At 32.2% G+C, this 17,491-nt stretch carries 14 protein-coding genes; 2 read left to right on the top strand and 12 right to left on the bottom strand.

What is annotated here, in order from left to right; translation table 11 throughout:
* Positions 1–40: 40 nt before the first annotated feature.
* The 6 genes from hisB to QLQ94_RS16780 form a co-directional block, all read right to left on the bottom strand.
* Positions 41–1,177 (bottom strand): bifunctional histidinol-phosphatase/imidazoleglycerol-phosphate dehydratase HisB, encoded by a 1,137-nt coding sequence (gene hisB, locus QLQ94_RS16805; RefSeq protein WP_271337550.1) that lies wholly within the window; start codon positions 1,175–1,177, stop codon positions 41–43.
* A 102-nt stretch (positions 1,178–1,279) separates the two neighbouring features.
* Positions 1,280–2,326: a histidinol-phosphate transaminase gene (gene hisC / locus QLQ94_RS16800; protein WP_271337551.1), complete on the bottom strand. Its 1,047-nt coding sequence runs from the start codon at positions 2,324–2,326 to the stop codon at positions 1,280–1,282.
* Positions 2,327–2,442: 116 nt separating this feature from the next.
* Positions 2,443–3,735, bottom strand: coding sequence for a histidinol dehydrogenase (gene hisD / locus QLQ94_RS16795; protein WP_427401338.1), 1,293 nt, complete (start codon positions 3,733–3,735; stop codon positions 2,443–2,445).
* A 102-nt stretch (positions 3,736–3,837) separates the two neighbouring features.
* A complete protein-coding gene (hisG, locus tag QLQ94_RS16790) occupies positions 3,838–4,695 on the bottom strand; it encodes an ATP phosphoribosyltransferase (RefSeq protein WP_271337553.1) in 858 nt (285 codons plus the stop codon).
* Between the two features lie 310 nt (positions 4,696–5,005).
* The gene (locus tag QLQ94_RS16785) at positions 5,006–6,406 is read right to left on the bottom strand and encodes a sensor histidine kinase (protein WP_271337554.1); all 1,401 of its coding nucleotides are present in this window, start codon (positions 6,404–6,406) and stop codon (positions 5,006–5,008) included.
* Positions 6,407–7,072, bottom strand: a complete 666-nt coding sequence (locus QLQ94_RS16780) for a response regulator transcription factor (RefSeq protein WP_271337555.1) — start codon at positions 7,070–7,072, stop codon at positions 6,407–6,409.
* Between the two features lie 202 nt (positions 7,073–7,274).
* On the opposite strand from QLQ94_RS16780, the gene QLQ94_RS16775 reads away from it, so the two are divergent.
* On the top strand, positions 7,275–9,365 hold the full coding sequence (locus tag QLQ94_RS16775) for an LTA synthase family protein (RefSeq protein WP_427401340.1): 2,091 nt from the start codon (positions 7,275–7,277) through the stop codon (positions 9,363–9,365).
* A gap of 255 nt (positions 9,366–9,620) precedes the next feature.
* Here the strand turns inward: QLQ94_RS16775 and QLQ94_RS16770 are convergent, their stop codons facing one another.
* Positions 9,621–10,619 (bottom strand): zinc dependent phospholipase C family protein, encoded by a 999-nt coding sequence (locus QLQ94_RS16770; RefSeq protein WP_271337557.1) that lies wholly within the window; start codon positions 10,617–10,619, stop codon positions 9,621–9,623.
* 161 nt (positions 10,620–10,780) lie between these two features.
* Here QLQ94_RS16770 and QLQ94_RS16765 point away from each other — a divergent pair, with 161 nt between their 5' ends.
* Positions 10,781–11,734 (top strand): hypothetical protein, encoded by a 954-nt coding sequence (locus QLQ94_RS16765; protein ID WP_271337558.1) that lies wholly within the window; start codon positions 10,781–10,783, stop codon positions 11,732–11,734.
* Between the two features lie 8 nt (positions 11,735–11,742).
* Here the strand turns inward: QLQ94_RS16765 and QLQ94_RS16760 are convergent, their stop codons facing one another.
* The 5 genes from QLQ94_RS16760 to QLQ94_RS16740 form a co-directional block, all read right to left on the bottom strand.
* A complete protein-coding gene (locus QLQ94_RS16760) occupies positions 11,743–12,708 on the bottom strand; it encodes a YeiH family protein (protein ID WP_271337559.1) in 966 nt (321 codons plus the stop codon).
* A gap of 73 nt (positions 12,709–12,781) precedes the next feature.
* Positions 12,782–13,678: a LysR family transcriptional regulator gene (locus QLQ94_RS16755; RefSeq protein ID WP_271337560.1), complete on the bottom strand. Its 897-nt coding sequence runs from the start codon at positions 13,676–13,678 to the stop codon at positions 12,782–12,784.
* Positions 13,679–13,747: 69 nt separating this feature from the next.
* Positions 13,748–14,434 (bottom strand): M15 family metallopeptidase, encoded by a 687-nt coding sequence (locus tag QLQ94_RS16750; RefSeq protein WP_271337561.1) that lies wholly within the window; start codon positions 14,432–14,434, stop codon positions 13,748–13,750.
* Positions 14,435–14,494: 60 nt separating this feature from the next.
* Positions 14,495–15,328: a DUF4846 domain-containing protein gene (locus QLQ94_RS16745; protein WP_482497882.1), complete on the bottom strand. Its 834-nt coding sequence runs from the start codon at positions 15,326–15,328 to the stop codon at positions 14,495–14,497.
* Between the two features lie 65 nt (positions 15,329–15,393).
* Positions 15,394–17,421 carry a hypothetical protein gene (locus QLQ94_RS16740; RefSeq protein ID WP_427401342.1) on the bottom strand — a complete coding sequence of 676 codons (2,028 nt, stop codon included), beginning with the start codon at positions 17,419–17,421 and terminating at the stop codon, positions 15,394–15,396.
* Positions 17,422–17,491: the final 70 nt, after the last annotated feature.

Here is a 17,491-nt window from a genome sequence, read left to right as displayed (position 1 = left end):
AGAACTTGAAACCTGAAATTTGAAACAATTTTTAACGATCTTAAAGCATTCCTTTCGTCGAAGGCAAAATCATTTTTTCTGTATCTCTTTTCACCGCTACTTTTATGGCTTTTGCAAAAGCTTTAAAAATTGCTTCAATTTTGTGGTGTTCGTTTATTCCTTCTGCCTTAATGTTGATGTTGGCTTTTGCACCATCAGAGAAGGATTTAAAGAAATGATAAAACATTTCTGTTGGCATTTTACCCACCATTTCACGCTTAAATTCGGTTTCCCAAACTAACCAGTTTCTTCCGCCAAAATCAATTGCTACCTGCGCCAGACAATCATCCATAGGCAAACAGAAACCATAACGCTCAATTCCTAATTTATTTCCTAACGCTTTTGCAAAAACTTCTCCCAAAGCAATTGCCGTATCTTCAATCGTGTGATGTTCATCAACTTCAAGATCGCCTTTTACCAGAATTTCTAAATCCATTTGACCATGACGTGCAATTTGGTCCAACATATGATCAAAAAATGCAATTCCGGTTTCGATTTTACTTTTTCCAGTTCCGTCCAGATTTAAATCGATGAAGATATCAGTCTCATTTGTTTTGCGCGTAATCGAAGCCGAACGTGCCTCTAATTTCAAAAACTCATAAATTTCTTTCCAACTCATCGTTTGAAGAATAATTGTTTCACCTAATTCTTCACGTTTCGACGAGATTTCATTGCTTCCTATTCCGTCATTATCATTGATAAAAATTGCTTTTGCACCTAAGTTTTTAGCCAGTTCAATGTCTGTCAGACGATCTCCCAAAACAAATGAATTAACCAAATCATACTCGGGATTATCAATGTATTTAGTTAACATTCCGGTTCTTGGCTTGCGCGTTGGTGCATTATCTTCCGGAAAAGACCTGTCGATAAAAATATCATCAAATAAAACACCTTCATTTTCAAAGGCTCTCAAAATAAAATTCTGCGTTGGCCAAAACGTATCTTCCGGAAAGCTATCTGTGCCCAAGCCATCCTGATTGGTTACCATCGCCAATTCGTAATCTAATTCACTGGCAATTTTAGCCAAATATTGAAATGCTTTTGGATAAAATTCTACTTTCTCCAAAGCATCTAATTGATAATTTTCAGGTTCTAAAACAATCGTTCCATCACGATCGATAAAAAGTACTTTTTTCATATATTTTATTTTTTGAGAGTAAAGAGTAAAGAGAATAGAGTAAAGAGAATAGATTTTTCATCCTACTACTAAAGTTCTTATATTTCTTCTATATTCTTTCTTCTATTTCAACAACTTCAATTCCTTAATCAAAACTGCATTTTCCTCTGGAATTCCAATTGTAAAACGCAGGCAATTTTCGCATAATGGCTGAGTTGTTCTGTTACGAATTACAATTCCTTCTGCTATTAATTGATCGTATCTTTTGTTTGCGTCATCGACCTTTACAAGTACAAAATTTGCTTCTGTAGGATATACTTTCTCAACGAAGCTTACTTCAAGTAAAACTTTAAGTAATTCTTCCCTTTGCTCAATAATCGAAGCTATTTCCTGTTTTATTTTGTCTGAATCATTCAAACGAAGTGTTGCTCTTTGTTGCGTTAATTCGTTTACATTATAGGGAGGTTTAATTTTGTTCAAAACTGAAATCACAGCATCCGAACCATAACAGATTCCTAAACGAATTCCTGCCAGACCATATGCTTTTGAAAGTGTCTGCGTGATTACCAAATTTGGATATTCATCAATTTCTGTCAACCAGCTTTCCTTGTCTGAAAAGTCAATATAAGCTTCGTCAATCACTACCAGACCCTTAAAGTTTTGAAGTAACTTCACTACACTTTCGTCTGAAAAAGAATTTCCGGTTGGATTATTTGGCGAGCATAAAAAGATGATTTTTGTATTCTCGTCGACGGTATCCAAAATCTTTTCTACCTGTGGCTGAAAATCTGTCGAAAGTAAAACTTCTCTATTTTCGACCGCATTAATATTTGCCAAAACACTGTACATTCCGTAAGTTGGTGGCAGCGAAATAATATTATCAAATTTTGGCTCACAGAACGCTCTGAAAAGTAAATCCAAAACTTCATCACTTCCATTTCCTAATAAAATCTGACTTGGTTTTACGCTATTATTCTTCGCCAAAATCGCTTTAACCGAAGCCTGTTGCGGATCCGGATAACGATTTACTCCATTTTGAAAAGGGTTTTCATTAGCATCCAAAAAAATCATTTGAGCCGTATCAAAATCTTCAAACTCATCACGAGCCGAAGAATACGGTTTTAATGTTTTTACGTTTTCCCGGATTATGTTATTTATATCGAATTTCATTATCTTAATTTTTAGAAGAGTATAGATTATAGAAAATAGAGCATAGACTTAACCTTAATTAGAAAGATTTTTACCGTTTTTCTACAATCTATATTCTTTTCTCTATTCTCTTTATTCTATTTTCTTTTCTCTAAACTAGCCAATCTCAAAGTCACAGCATTTTTATGTGCTTGCAAACCTTCGGCATCAGCCATAATTTCAATCGCTTTTCCTATATTCTGAATTCCTTTTTCAGATATTTTCTGAAATGTCATTGATTTCAAAAAACTATCCAGATTTACTCCGCTGTAATTCTTTGCATAACCATTTGTTGGCAAAGTATGATTGGTTCCTGAAGCATAATCCCCGGCACTTTCCGGAGTATAATTTCCAATAAAAACCGAACCTGCGTTCAAAACCCCATTACAATAAAAATCATCAAATTCAGAACAAACGATAAAGTGCTCCGGTCCGTATTCGTTGATTAAATCCAGAGCGATCTGATCATTTTTAACATAAATCAATTTTGAATTTTCGATGGCTTTTTTAGCAATATCTTTTCTTGGCAGTTCTTCAATTTGTCTTTGAACTTCTTTTTCTACAGCATTAATTAACTTTTTAGAAGTCGAAACCAGAATGACCTGACTGTCTGTTCCGTGTTCTGCCTGCGACAATAAATCTGAAGCTACAAATGCGGGAACAGCAGTATCATCTGCCACAACCAACAATTCTGAAGGTCCGGCCGGCATATCTATTGCAACTCCAAATTGCGTTGCTAATTGTTTTGCAACAGTTACAAATTGGTTTCCGGGTCCGAAAATTTTATATACTTTCGGGATCGATTTTGTTCCAAATGTCATTCCTGCAATAGCCTGAATCCCTCCTACTTTTAAGATCTTTGTAACGCCACATAAATTAGCAGCATATAAAATAGCGGGATTTATTTTTCCGGTTTTATCCGGTGGTGAACACAAAACGATTTCTTTGCAACCTGCAATTTCGGCAGGAACTGCTAACATTAAAACTGTTGAGAATAAAGGTGCAGTTCCTCCTGGAATATACAACCCAATTTTTTGAATAGGTCTTTTTTCCTGCCAGCAATTTACTCCTTCAATGGTTTCAATCGAAATTTTATCGGTTTTTTGAGCAGTATGAAACTTTAAAATATTTGCTTTTGCTAATTGAATAGCGTCTTTTAATTCTGTAGAAATTGAATTAACAGCTTCCTGAATCTCTTCTCCCGAAACTTCATAGTTTTCTAAAGCGATTCCGTCAAAGATCGAAGTATATTTTGCAACAGCTTCATCTCCTTTTTTCTGTACTTCTTTAAAAATTTCTTTAACCGTAACTTCGATATCATCGATAGTTTTGGTTGGTCTTTTTAGTATTTCTGACCAGGTATCTGGTTTTGGATTGTCTATTTTATTCATTGTTTTCTGCTTTATGCTATAAGCTGTAGGCTTTAAGCTTTTTAACTTTGTGTTTTTCCTGGCGTAAAGCATAGCGCTTATAGCCTAAAGCGAGCGAAGCTCTTAAAGAACCATTTTCTCAATTGGACAAACTAAAATTCCTTCGGCTCCGGCTTCTTTTAGTTTATCAATTACATCCCAAAAAGTATCTTTGTCAATTACGGAGTGTACACTGCTCCAACCTTCCTGAGCCAATGGCAAAACTGTTAAGCTGCGTAAAACCGGCAAAATTTTTCCGATTTGATCAATTTTAGCGTTTGGAACATTCATCAAAATATATTTTGAATTTCTGGCTCTTAAAACTGATTGTATTCTAAATTTTAAAGTATCAATGTGTTTTTGAATTTCAGGAGAAACTTTTGGGGACACTGCTAAAACAGCTTCACTTTTTAGAATAACTTCAACTTCTCTTAAATTATTCTTGAATAAAGTACTTCCGCTTGAAACAATATCTACAATAGCATCTGCAAGACCAATGTTTGGAGCGATTTCTACAGACCCTGAGATTTGGTGAATATCTACACTTAAGCCAAAAGAATTGAAATATTCGTTAACTGTATTTGGGTAAGACGTCGCGATGCGCAAACCTGCTAAATCCTGAATAGAGTTGTACTCGAAAGTTTTAGGAACTGCAACAGATACTTTGCATTTTGAAAATCCTAATTTCTGAATCACTTCAATGTGTTTTCCTTTTTCTACTAAAAGATTATCTCCTACAATGGCCAGATCTACAACGCCATCAATCAAATATTGTGGAATATCTGAATTTCTTAAGTATAAAACTTCTAAAGGAAAATTTGAAGCTTCTGCTTTTAGCTGATCGTTTCCGTTGTTAATCGAAATACCGCAATCTCTTAGAATTTGAATGCTTTCTTCGTTTAAACGACCTGATTTTTGAATTGCAATTTTTAACGTACTCATTTTTTTAGTTTTTGTTGGATTAATAGTTTGAGTACAAAGAATTGGAATTAAAAAACCCGCTTGATGTACTCAAACGGGTTTTAAAATATGATGATTTACACGCATACCATTAACACATCGCTTGAGGGCAATAATGAAAATGATGATGATGTAATTGAATAGAAATCATGACTTGGTTTATTTTATAATTCTTTGATTCGGTTGCAAATATACTAGTTAATTTCATAAAAAAGCAATTTTTAATTTAACTTAACGATAGTTTATTGTTAGAAAAAAAACTGGGACCCTGTTTTTATTGAATTCTTTAAATTTATAATACGGTTTTCATATTTTCATCAAAACTTAAAACAACAGTAGTTCCTACTTCTATTTCGCTCTCAATTTTAAACTTAATATGCAGCAATTCTGTAATTCTTTTTACAATCGACAAACCTAGTCCGTTTCCTTTTATCTCAGGATGATCTGTTGAATTGGATCTGAAAAAGGGATTAAAGATTGATTCTAAATCCTGTTTTGCGATTCCAATTCCATTGTCTGAAATTTTACAGATTATTTTGTCGTTTTGTTTAGCAAATGAAATTTTGACTTCTCCGTCAGTATTGGTGTATTTAATCGCATTTGAAATAATATTTCTCAAAATCGTAATTACTAAAAAATTATCCGACTGAATATAATAATCTTCTTTTGTATCAAATTTAATCTTTATTCTTTTTGTATTTATCTTCTCCAAATTCAATTGCAAAACATCTAAAATTACTGCGTTTAAGTAAACTGATTCTGTTTTTATATTTTTGCTTTGGTTCTCGAAACGTGCCATTAATAATAGCTGATCTACTAACATATTGAGATGATCGACTTCTTTTATACAATAATTTATTTTCTCTTCATATTCTTTATTATCACGCGGTTTACGAATCAAAACTTCAAGAGTACCTTTGATAACCGTGAGAGGCGTTCTTAATTCATGAGAAGCGTCAGACGTAAATTGTTTTTCACGTTCAATAGCATCTTCAATTCTATTTAAAAGATTATTGATAGTCTTAGAGAGTGTGTACAATTCATCCCGGGTTTTGGGCAGCGGAATCCGTGTTTTCAGATTGTCCTTCGTGATAATCTTCGAAGTATTAATGATGGCATTTATTGGTTTTATGCTTCTGCCAGCAAAAAAGCGGGCAATAAAGAACAGTAATAACAAAATTCCCAAGAAAGACAGGCACATAATATCAAACAAATTATTTAATACCATTTTTGAATCTGCCAAAGACATTGCTACAATTACATAACCTATTTTTTTACCTTTTAGATGAAGTGGAACCTGAATTTGCCTAATAGCATGATCCCCCATTATAGTATCAAATAACTCAAAATCTTTAACTGAATCGTTAAATACGAGTGTTTCCGTTTTTAGATTTGGTGCTTTTTCGATAATTTTCTTATTCACATCAAGAAATTCAACAAATACCGGGTTTACATCTACGGTATTATGTTCGCGTTCTTTCCATTCTTCTTCATCAATAAGAATTACTTTTCCGTCAACTTCTTTGATTTCTTCAAGATGATTTTCAATCTCAACTTTAATTTTTTCATCAATATGACTGTAAACGGTGTGTTTTACAATAGAATAAATAACTGAAAAAACTACTACAATCAACAATCCTGTGGTGATAATATAGTTTAATGCAATTCTATTTTTAAAAGAAAGCTGTATCATTTATATGTCGTTGGCGATATAACCAATACCGCGAATTGTTTTAATGTAATCTTCTTCAATTTTTAAATTGAGTTTTTTTCTTATTGCATTCATAAAAACATCGATAACTCCGGTGTCATATTCAAAATTAATCTCCCAGACATCTTTTAAAATTTGATTTCTGGTACACACTTTTCCTTTATTTTGAATTAAATATTTTAACAATTCAAACTCACGTTGCGTAAGGGCTATTTCTTCATCGTTCTTATAAACAATATGTTTCAACAAATCGATCTTAATAGTTCCCAGAGTTAAAAGTTCTGATTCTTTTTGATTCCTAAAATGAATTTTAATGCGTTCTACCAATTCTTCAAAACTAAATGGCTTTTTGATATAATCGTTTGCTCCTGCTTTTAATCCCTCTATAGTTTCCTGAACTGTATCTTTTGCCGTTAGAAAGATTATTGGTGTGGTTTGATCTTTTACCCGAATTGCTTTACATAAATCCAAACCATTAATCTTGGGCAGCATCCAGTCCAGTAAAATCAAATCAAAGTGTTGATTCTGAATCAATTCAAAACCTTTTGATCCATCATTTGCAGTAGTAATCTGGTATCCTTCTTCTTGCAGGCCTTGTTGTAAAAACTGAACAATACCTAACTCGTCTTCAACTATTAGAATGTGCATTAAATTTTGGGATTAAGATTAAAAATTGGAAAATTGGTTTTCAAAGATAAAAATTTTGAAGTCAGAAATGAATTAGATTTGTAAGAATAGAATAAAAATTACTATCTTAAGGCAACATTAAGACAAAGTTAAGTAAGGTTAAAGTATAACTTAATCAGGAACTAATCTATTGGATGTAATTTTGCTAAAAAAAAATAATTAGATGAATATTTACAAGAAACTGTCGCCTTTTTACAATCTTGCTTTATTTTATTTTGCCGTAAGCTTTATATTACGAATAGTTTTATTTTTTCATCCTATAACTCAAAGTTCTTTTACTTTACTTGAAAGTCTGAAAATTTTCGTTTTAGGACTCATTTCTGACTTTTTTGTTTTTACAGTAGCGAGTGTTTTTTTATGGCTTTATCTTATTTTTATATCTAATTCTAAATACAATAAACCTTCAGGATATATAATTTTGGGTGTTTTATTGCTTCTGTTTGTTTATGTTGCTTTCGGTAAAAGTGTAATTACTGAATATGGCGGGGCTTTACCTAATATTGTATTAATTTTTATTGGAATCAAAACGGCTCTTTTTGCGCTTTTACTTTTTCTTCCGCGTTTAAGGGATAAAATCAGATATTGGTTATTTGCTTTCGTAATTTTCCTTTACGTTTTATTAATTCTGCAAAATGGATTAAGTGAATATTTCTTCTGGAATGAATTTGGTGTAAAATACAATTTTATTGCAGTAAACTATTTAATTTATACTAATGAAGTGATCGGGAACATCATGCAATCTTATCCTGTTGTTCCTATATTTTCTGCTTTGTTTTTAATCACTGGAATTTTCACTTATTTTATTTTAAAAAAATCCAGAAACTATATTGATAATATTCCATCTTTAGTTGAAAAAATAAAAATTAGCGGAATCTATATTCTTTTGTTTATTATGTCTTTGATTGCTATACCTCTATTGGCAAAGACAGAAAATTCTAAGAATGTTTTTGTTAATGAATTACAAGCAAATGGATTGTATAAATTTTATTTGGCGTTTCAGAACAATAAACTCGATTATTTCAAATTTTACAAAACGCTTCCGGATAGCGAGGCATTTGAACTCTTAAAGCAGCAATTGCCAACTATTTCGGGGCAAACCACTACTCGAACAATAACTGCTGATTCTGTTGAAAATCATAAAAATGTTGTTTTAATTACAATAGAAAGTTACAGTGCAGAGTTCATGAAAGCATATGGGAATAAACAAAACATAACTCCTTTTCTGGACAGTCTGGCTCAGCAAAGTTTACAATTTACAAATTTATATGCAGCAGGAAACAGAACTGTTCGCGGACTTGAAGCTGTAACTTTGTGCTTACCTCCAACTGCAGGAGAAAGTGTTTTAAAAAGAGAGGACAACAAAAACAAGTTTTCGACAGGAGCAATTTTTAAACAAAAAGGCTATAATGTGAAATTTATGTATGGTGGAGATGCCTTCTTTGATAATATGCAGGATTTTTATTCTGGTAATGGTTATGAGATTGTAGATAAATCAAGCTTTTCTCCTGAAGAAATTGCATTTTCAAACGTTTGGGGAGTTTGTGATGAAGATATGTACAATAAAGCAATTAAGATTATGAATGTTGAGGCAAAACAAAATAAGCCTTTCTTTAATCATATCATGACAGTAAGCAACCACAGGCCTTTTACATATCCTAATAATAAAATTGACATTCCGGGAGATATTAAATCTCGTGATGGCGGTGTAAAATATACTGATTATTCGTTAAAAAAATTCTTCGAGATGGCAAGTAAGCAACCTTGGTTCAAGAATACTGTTTTTGTGATTGTTGCTGATCATTGTGCTTCAAGTGCAGGAAAAACAGAGCTTCCGTTGGATAAATACAGGATTCCTGCTTTTATTTATGATCCAACCGCTAAACCAACACAATACAATCAGTTAATGTCGCAAATTGATTTGATGCCTACGCTTTTTGGATTATTACATTTTAGCTATGAAAGCAAGTTTTTTGGTCAGGATGTACTAAAACCTGATTATAAACCAAGAGCTTTTATTGCAACTTATCAGGATTTAGGTTTAATAAAAGATAATGTTCTAACAGTTTTATCTCCTAAACAGCAGGTAAAGCAATTTGATTTGAAAATTAATACAAAACCAGGTATTGCTCCCGAATATCAAATTGATTATAACGAAATTCCAATGAAAACTGAAAGAACTGATTTGGTTAACGAAACAATTTCTTTTTATCAAACAGCTTCGGACATGTTGAAACATAAGAAATATCAGAAATAAGAGAAAATATAATAGCAAGTGGATGACACTGATTTAAGCCGATTTCCGCTGGATATAGTTCATGGTTGTCATTTCGACCCAAGGGAGAAATCACATAAAGTAGCCCGGCAACAGTGCGTTTTCCCCGCGTGCGATCTCTCCCTTTGGTCGAGATGAAGATTGTCTAAAAAATAAAAAAGTCTCAAATTCAGATGAATTTGAGACTTTTTTATTGCTTAAAATATGTAAACTATTAACTGAGACTGAAAACTTTCTCTAGTCGTTCTGATTCTTCATTCCGAACAAGTCACCTTGCTGAAACAGTTTTAAATCATCTTTTAGAGCCTGGTTGTTTCTTTGTGTAACCGCTGGCGCATCCAGATCGCTTAAATCAGGTTTTCCTGCATTTACCCACGCAGTATACCAGAAACTCGCTGTTGCAGTAATGGCTTTTTTCATTTGATTTTCAACCATTCCATTTAAATCTTTATGCAATTTCTTAGCATATTCATCAGAGAAAACAGCTGAATTGTATTTGCTTTTCAATACTTTTCCGTCTGCATCCATTTTAAAAACTTGATTTTCAGGAGTCGCAGTTCTTAATTTTTTATCAATGTCTAATAACGGCTGAACTAAACTATGTGTATCGTTTATCATGTCCCAGGTTGCTTTATGAACATCTTCATAATAATGTGCCTCAGGAACATTTAATTTGTAATTTTTAGCAAATAATTCAGGAAGTCTGCTTTCCCAAAGAGAGTGAATTCCTTTTTGCTCACTTAATTGCCCGTCATGATTGGCAGAAGTGTGTAATGGCATATGTGCATCTCCTATATAATGACCTAAATCTGCAGCAAGAAATAAAATTTCTGCTCTGTTTTTATCTTTAAAGGCTTTGGTTAGCTTTACCATCATATCTTCTATGTACCAAGGCAATATCCCATTGTCATTCAGAAATTTAGCATCGTATTTTTTCTTTGCTTGCTCCATAGTTTTTGGAATACTGTCTAAAGCACCAAAATTCTCCATGTCAAAATAATGCCTCGGATTTTCATCTTTATAATTTAAAGCATATTTACGAATATCCGGAACAGAAGCTTCTTGTGTAATAAAATCGATGTGATTGTAGAAGAAGATCTGAAGCGGACGTGGCAATGCCATTACTGCAGCTTTATTAATACGCTCATGGCCAACGATTCCCCATGATAATGTCAAAAATCCAATAGCTAATGCAAAAAATGCGATTAACTTTGGTTTCATTCTAAAGTTTTTCATTTGTTTTTTGTTTGAGGTGCAAATTTATTTCATTTAAAGTGAATTCAAAACAATAGTAGATAATATTGTTATAATTTAATTTTACGAACCTTATCGGCAGTAAGTTCATATTAAAAGTTTCTTTGTAAATTCGTTTTTGTTTTACATAAAAATATTAATATATGTCTCTGATTCGTTTTAGTGTTCTTTTTTTATTATTTACTTCAATTTGTTCCGCTCAGGATGATATACAATTAAAAAATGTCAGTGATACTATTCTCAATACCAAGAGAACTTTACAATTATCTGATCAGCTTGATGGCGTTAAAACGATGCAAAAATTGTTTCCCGGTAAATTATACAAGCTTTCTGACGACAATACTTTTTTGAGTTGGAAATGCAAAAGCTGTAAACCGGTGGCTTATAAAGATGTTAATGGTACTGAAGGCGATCAACTATTTCCCTATAAAGAAGGTGTTGCGACAAGACTTCTTGAAAATATAAATTACACGGATTCAAAGGGCAATCAATTTAAATTGTTGTTTTTTAATCACTCCGTTTATGATGGGGACGGAGGACAAACAGGAAGATTTTCCGGAGGTTTGGTGGGTGTTGCCAAGTTTGCAAAAAATGATAATGTTTGGCAAATGAGATCTTTTCAGCCGGCAATTGCTGCTTTTGGTGCTTTCTCAAGAGCTCCTTCTCCTAAATTGATCGAAATTGGTGATGATCAGTACGCTTTTACATTAGTACATTCAAATGGAGGTGCTGGTGCACCGTATTACGATTATCTATATTTAATAGTTGGTTTTAATGGAAAGTATCAGCCTTTGATGGAAGTAGACAATTATGCGCTGTCAAATACCGGAGGCGGCACAAATTGGTCAAGTTCATATAAAGTTGTAAATGATTCGGATAAAAAATATTTCAGGGATTTTGTCATTACAACAACGGGATTTTACCGTAAGTCAAAAGGCGGAGATGAAGAATATGAAGTCGATATGCCGAAAGAAGTAAGTGAGATGGCTAAAACAAAAAAACAATTTAATTTTTCAATAGAAAGACATTTTTCTTTTAAAGGGAAATGGTATAATATTGTAGGCAAACCTATTGTAAAGTATTCTAACGTAAAATAGTATTTTGATTAATTCAAATATAAAATTGAAGCTAAACCCAGACCGGCAATAAATACCCACAGAATAACTCCCTGTAACAAAGGCTTCACTCCTACTGATCGTAGTGTATTAATGTTTAAAGTAGCTCCAATTAAAAACAAGGTAATTGTTAGACCAATCTTAGCTACATTCACAATAAACGGCGCAATAACTGCAGTAGCGGGAACATAGGTGTTAAAAAGCATTGCAAGAATAAATAAACCTATAAAATAAGGAATCTTGATTTTTTGGGATTTATTTTTAAAAATTGCAGCCGTGATGAGAGAAATAGGAATAATCCATAATGCTCGTGCTAATTTTACAGTTGTTGCGATTTGCAATGCTTCGGCACCGTATTTATTAGCTGCACCTACAACAGAACTGGTATCATGAATAGCAATGGCGCACCATAAGCCAAATTCTTTTTGTGACAAATCTAGTTGATGTCCGATAAATGGAAAAACGAATAATGCTATTGAATTAAGGATAAAAATAACTCCCAAAGCAATTGATGTTTGATTTTCGTTTGATTTAATTACCGGTGAAATCGCGGCAATAGCACTTCCTCCGCAAATAGCAGTTCCGCAAGAAATTAAGTGTGATGTTTTTTTATCAGTTTTAAGCCATTTCCCTAAAAATGTACCTAATAGTAAAGTACTAAAAATCGAGAATACAGTTAGCAAAAAACCTTCTTTTCCTGCTGAAATTGCAGCTGTAGCATTCATTCCGAAACCTAAACCAACTACTGAAAATTGTAATAAATAAGTAATAGCGACATGATTGAATTCGACAAAAGGATTACCAAAAACATTAACCATTACGACTCCCAGTAATAAAGCGACCGGTGCAGAAATAATAGAAAATAAACACAATAGGATTATTAAAGCAAAAATAGCTTGTTGTATGTAAAGATTGACCTGGAATAAATGTGTCGATGTATGTTGTTTTGTTTTCAAAATAATAATTTTAATATTTCTCTACAAAGGTCTGCTCTTTACACCGTAATCACTAATCGCAAATTGCAATCGACTATAACTCTAAGTTATAATAAGAAGACATATTCTGTATAAATAATTCTGATAAAGAATCTGATTTACCCAATAAAGTTATAATATAAAAATAACGTTCAATAGAAAGATTAGTGACGTCTAACACTATTAATTCATTATTTTTAAGCTCCTTGCCTACCGCGTGTATTGACATAAAAGCAAAACAATCAGAGTTTAATAAATATGATTTTATGCTTTCTGTAGATCCTAACTGCATCTCGATTTGTAAATCTGTTATTTTTACATTGACTTGTTTCAAAGCAAATTCAATAACTTCAAGTGTTCCGGAACCACGCTCCCGGGTTATAAATTTCATCGCTTTTAAATCTTCTAATGAAATTTCGTTTTGTTTTACAAAAGGATTTTTGATATTACAAACCAAAACCAATTCGTCTTTTAAAAACGGAATATATTTAATCAACTGATTTTTAGATTGCCCTTCGACAATTCCTATTTCTATTTCTTTGCTGATTAAAGCATTTTCTATTTGTTCTGTATTTCCGTTTAGTAAATTGACTTTAATGTCTTTTTGCTTTTGATGAAAGCGGGCCAAAACTGGGGAAATAATATATTGCGAAATTGTAGTGCTGGCTCCCAATCTTAATAAACCTTTACGCTCGTTGATAAAAGAACTCATATCAAAGTCGATCTTGCGATAGATTTCGAAGATGTTTTTGGTATGTTTTAGTAGAATTTCTCCGGCAGGAGTTAATGCAATTTTAGAACCATTACGTTCAAAAAGCTTGATTTTATAGGTTTCCTCGAGTTCCTGGATATGTTTAGAAACTGCCGGCTGCGATATATATAATTCCTGAGCTGCTTTAGTAAAATTAAGGCGGAGCGCAACGGTGTAGAAAACTTTTAGCCTGAAATCCATAATCATAAATTTATAATTCGTAACCCACTTTCCTCCACAATATTTTTTTGAAATAAAATATTCTAAAATTTATAAAAAAAGTTCAGGTCGATACTCAAAATGCATTGTGTCGTAATGTTTCCAATTTCCTCCCCAAATAAAGCCATATTTTTCAAAAATTGAAATTAGCTTTACAGGAATTTGATTTCTATACGAAAGAATAGCTTCTTCATTTTTACATTTACAATCCCATTGCCAATAATTGGAATTTTTGACATTAATATCTATAGTCATTCCATAACTATGCGTACTCAATCGGTTTGTTCCTGAAATTTTTCTCCAACTAAATGTACCTCCAATAGCATTAATATATTTTTTAAATTCTGGATTATTATCTAATTCTGCCGAGAGTTTTTTTACTATTTTATCAATTCCATTCACTGTTGTGACTTTTATTTTTTGATTGACTAATTTTGGGCACCAAATAATTTCAGTCATTTTTGATTCAACTTCTGATTTTGAATTTCCGTAAATTTTCTTAAAAAAAGCTTCATTTCGAATTCTTCCTGCATCTTCCTTTGGAATTAAATTCTTATTTACTTTATTATAAACAAACTTAAATTGATCTTCAATATCTGGATTTTCCAACAATTCCTGATTCGTTTTATTTTTAAAATCATCGTAAATCAAACTAGATTTATCACTAAAAATAATTTTATTATCTTTATAACCAACAACTTGATCTGGATATGCTTTAATTAATTTTTGAACATTCAATGGGATTTCCTGCGAAAAAACATTTTGGAATATAAGGACTAAAAAAAGGAATCGTTTCATTTAAAAACGTTTTAATTGTGAAGAACTAAAAGTCCATTCAGGCGTTTTCAGAGTGGTTCCAAAATCGACAGTATACCAGGGACTCAACGAACTATTATTTGGATTTTTTAATATTTGGATTTCCTGTGCTGGCATATAGCTTTGTGCTAATAGCATAATTTTTTGGTTATTTTTTGGATTCACGGCTATATCAACCACAATAACAGCGTGACCTGGAAAGCCACCTTTTATAAAGACATCTCCAATTTTTACGTCTGTAACATTAATTGATTTCAGTTCTTTTTCTAACGAAGCAGTTCCGGCATACATAAAAACCGTCTCTAAATATTTCCAATAGGTTTGATAACTATCAGATGGCTTTGCAGTTTTAACCCAACTGGTTTTGTTGCCTTTAATTGCAATTCTGTAACCTTCAGCCCATTTACTAAAATCAACTCGAAAACCATTTGTAAAATTAAAATGTATTTTATCGTACTGTTTTTGGCTATAAAAATAATCCGCTCGCAAACGCATCACAGCATCAGCACATTGATGCAAATCTTGTTTTCCAATGGGTAAATCAACAACCGCTTCATAAACGTTTCGATTTGATTTTACAGTTCCGTTAAAATACAAAACACTTGAACCTGAAGTCTTTAATGGAAGATTTCGTAAAAAAGATCCAAACGAAGTTTTAGATTCCTCTTCTCTCACAAATCCTGGAGGTGGTTGAAAACGTTGCTGAATCGTATTTCCCAAAAGGTTGCTTTGGTTAGTATTGTTTGTCTTTGAAAATGAAAAAAAACAAAAAATCACCATCAAAATTACTACAATAAATAAGAATTTAACTTTCATAATTTATACTTTTAATTCATAACCACAAGATCACAAAAAGCTAGAGAGAATGCGATTATATTTCATCACAACATTCCATTATATTTCCTAACAAACCATTCCGTAGTCAATACCGCAGCAATTAAAATCAATAACCAAACCCAATCAATTAGCGGAGTCTTGGTTGAAACATTTTTTTCTATCGATTTATATTCTTTATTTTCCAGAAGTTGCTGAATCAAATCATCGGCCTGATCTTCGAAAAAAGCTTTTCCGTTTGTTTGCAGCGCCAATTGTTTTAGCTTTAAAACATCAGGATTTACAAATTGTTTTTCAATATCAAAATCTAAAATCTCAAAATGACTTGAATATAACGTGTTCGTGTTTAACTCTTTTACTGTAAAATTATATTTTCCTGTAGACAATCCGTCTAAATTTACTGAGAACGAATTATTCCCTTTTAATAAATCGTAGTTTTTGGCTTGTTTTGTTTCTGCATTTGTAACTGCAATGGTCAATCTGGCTTTTTCGTCAAATTCATAATTTTTATTAAAGTACTGCGCATTGATCACAATTGCTTCTCCTGAATTATAAAAACTTTCGTGTGTTACTACGAGTGATTTTTTAGAAGTTGTCGAAACCAAATACTGAATTATCTTGTCTATAAAAATATCGTATTTTTCAAATGACTGATTATCAACATGACTTTGCAAACGCCATTTCCAGCTGTTTTCTCCTAGAAGAAAAGAAGTTCTTTTGCCCTGATTTTCGGTAAAAGCTAATAAAGGCGCGTTGGTAGCGACATTTCTGATTTTAGAAGAAAGCAAAACGGAGACATTTCCGTTTGTAGTAATCGTTCCGAATAAATTTTGCAATGGTGGGAAATTTTCGAAACCAATATTATCGATCGCAAACAGATTAAATTGCGATTGAAACTCACATAAATAATCTTCTCTTTGATTGCTCATTTTAAAAACCAGACTGTTCTGTTGCTGGTTCAAAAAATTAAAATCAGTACTGGTTCCTGTAATAATAAAGGTATTGGTTCCTGCTAATTTATTATTATCAAAAATTGCTTTAAAACTTGAATTTGGTTGATATAAAACTAAAACAGAAGCTTCTTGTAACTGATTAATATCATTAGGTTTAGCCAATATCACTTTACGCTGTGCATTAACTTCAATAGAACGTTTTAACGCTGCGATATCAGGATGATTTATAGAAGAAACTATGGCGATGGTCGACTTTTGATCAATAATTTCAACAGCAAAATTTTTGACATTATTATAACTATTCTTTTCTTTTGAACCAGAAGAAATACTGGCTTTAAAAATTTGTAATCCTACTTTATCTGCAGGCAATAACAAATTTAAAGCAGCTGTTTTTTTTGAGGCTGAAAAAGAAACTTTTTCTTTGGCAACAACATTATTTCCCTGTGTAATGGTAAAATCGGCATTTACATTTTTATCTCCGGAATATTGCAGAAAAACTTCAACCGGAAATTTATTTTTATGAAATGCGTATTTGTTAACGTTAAGCTGATTGATTTTTAAATCAAGAAAAGTGGTTGTATCTCCCACAACCAAAGGATAAACTTTATTAGCAGGATCAAAGCGATATACGTAATCGTTTCCTGTAGTTTGATTTCCGTCAGTAATTATAACCGTCGGGAAAATCAGGTTTTTATTGATGCTTTTTAGATTTTTGGCAACTTCGTCAAGATTTGTTTGTTTTCCTTTGAAATCAAATTTGTCCGAAGGTTTAAAATCTGCATCAAATTGATACGATTGAATTTCAAATTTTTCCTTAAGTGCAGGATTCGAAATTAGTTTTTGATATAATTCGGCAACTTTTTTATCTGATTTTAAAACTTCAATCGAACTCGAATTATCTACCGCAATAGCCAAAGGTGTTTTAGTGATTTGCAGCGAATTTTTAGTCATTATTGGGTTTATCAACAAAACCAACAGGCCGAAAATAGCTAAAAAACGTAAAAAAGCCAAAAACCAAATCACATTGGATTTGTTTTTGGCTTTAAAAAAATATTGAAAATACGATAACCCACCCGCTATTACTAAAGAAAGTAATAATAATAGAATCGTGTTTGTAGTCATATTTTATGTAGTTTGTAGATTATAGTTTTTAGTTTATGGTTGCAGAACAATAAACAACAAGCCATAAACA

The organism is Flavobacterium sp. B114r, from assembly GCF_056824125.1.
The sequence above is the reverse complement of the archived record's forward strand: the minus strand, read 5'-3'. Positions and strand labels throughout refer to the sequence as shown.

Excerpts from the sequence above, each read along its gene's own strand:
- hisB (WP_271337550.1), bottom strand. The coding sequence starts at position 1,177 with ATGAAAAAAGTACTTTTTATCGATCGTGATGGAACGATTGTTTTAGAA.
- hisC (WP_271337551.1), bottom strand. The coding sequence starts at position 2,326 with ATGAAATTCGATATAAATAACATAATCCGGGAAAACGTAAAAACATTA.
- hisD (WP_427401338.1), bottom strand. The coding sequence starts at position 3,735 with ATGAATAAAATAGACAATCCAAAACCAGATACCTGGTCAGAAATACTA.
- hisG (WP_271337553.1), bottom strand. The coding sequence starts at position 4,695 with ATGAGTACGTTAAAAATTGCAATTCAAAAATCAGGTCGTTTAAACGAA.
- QLQ94_RS16785 (WP_271337554.1), bottom strand. The coding sequence starts at position 6,406 with ATGATACAGCTTTCTTTTAAAAATAGAATTGCATTAAACTATATTATC.
- QLQ94_RS16780 (WP_271337555.1), bottom strand. The coding sequence starts at position 7,072 with ATGCACATTCTAATAGTTGAAGACGAGTTAGGTATTGTTCAGTTTTTA.
- QLQ94_RS16775 (WP_427401340.1), top strand. The coding sequence starts at position 7,275 with ATGAATATTTACAAGAAACTGTCGCCTTTTTACAATCTTGCTTTATTT.
- QLQ94_RS16770 (WP_271337557.1), bottom strand. The coding sequence starts at position 10,619 with ATGAAAAACTTTAGAATGAAACCAAAGTTAATCGCATTTTTTGCATTA.
- QLQ94_RS16765 (WP_271337558.1), top strand. The coding sequence starts at position 10,781 with ATGTCTCTGATTCGTTTTAGTGTTCTTTTTTTATTATTTACTTCAATT.
- QLQ94_RS16755 (WP_271337560.1), bottom strand. The coding sequence starts at position 13,678 with ATGGATTTCAGGCTAAAAGTTTTCTACACCGTTGCGCTCCGCCTTAAT.
- QLQ94_RS16745 (WP_482497882.1), bottom strand. The coding sequence starts at position 15,328 with ATGAAAGTTAAATTCTTATTTATTGTAGTAATTTTGATGGTGATTTTT.
- QLQ94_RS16740 (WP_427401342.1), bottom strand. The coding sequence starts at position 17,421 with ATGACTACAAACACGATTCTATTATTATTACTTTCTTTAGTAATAGCG.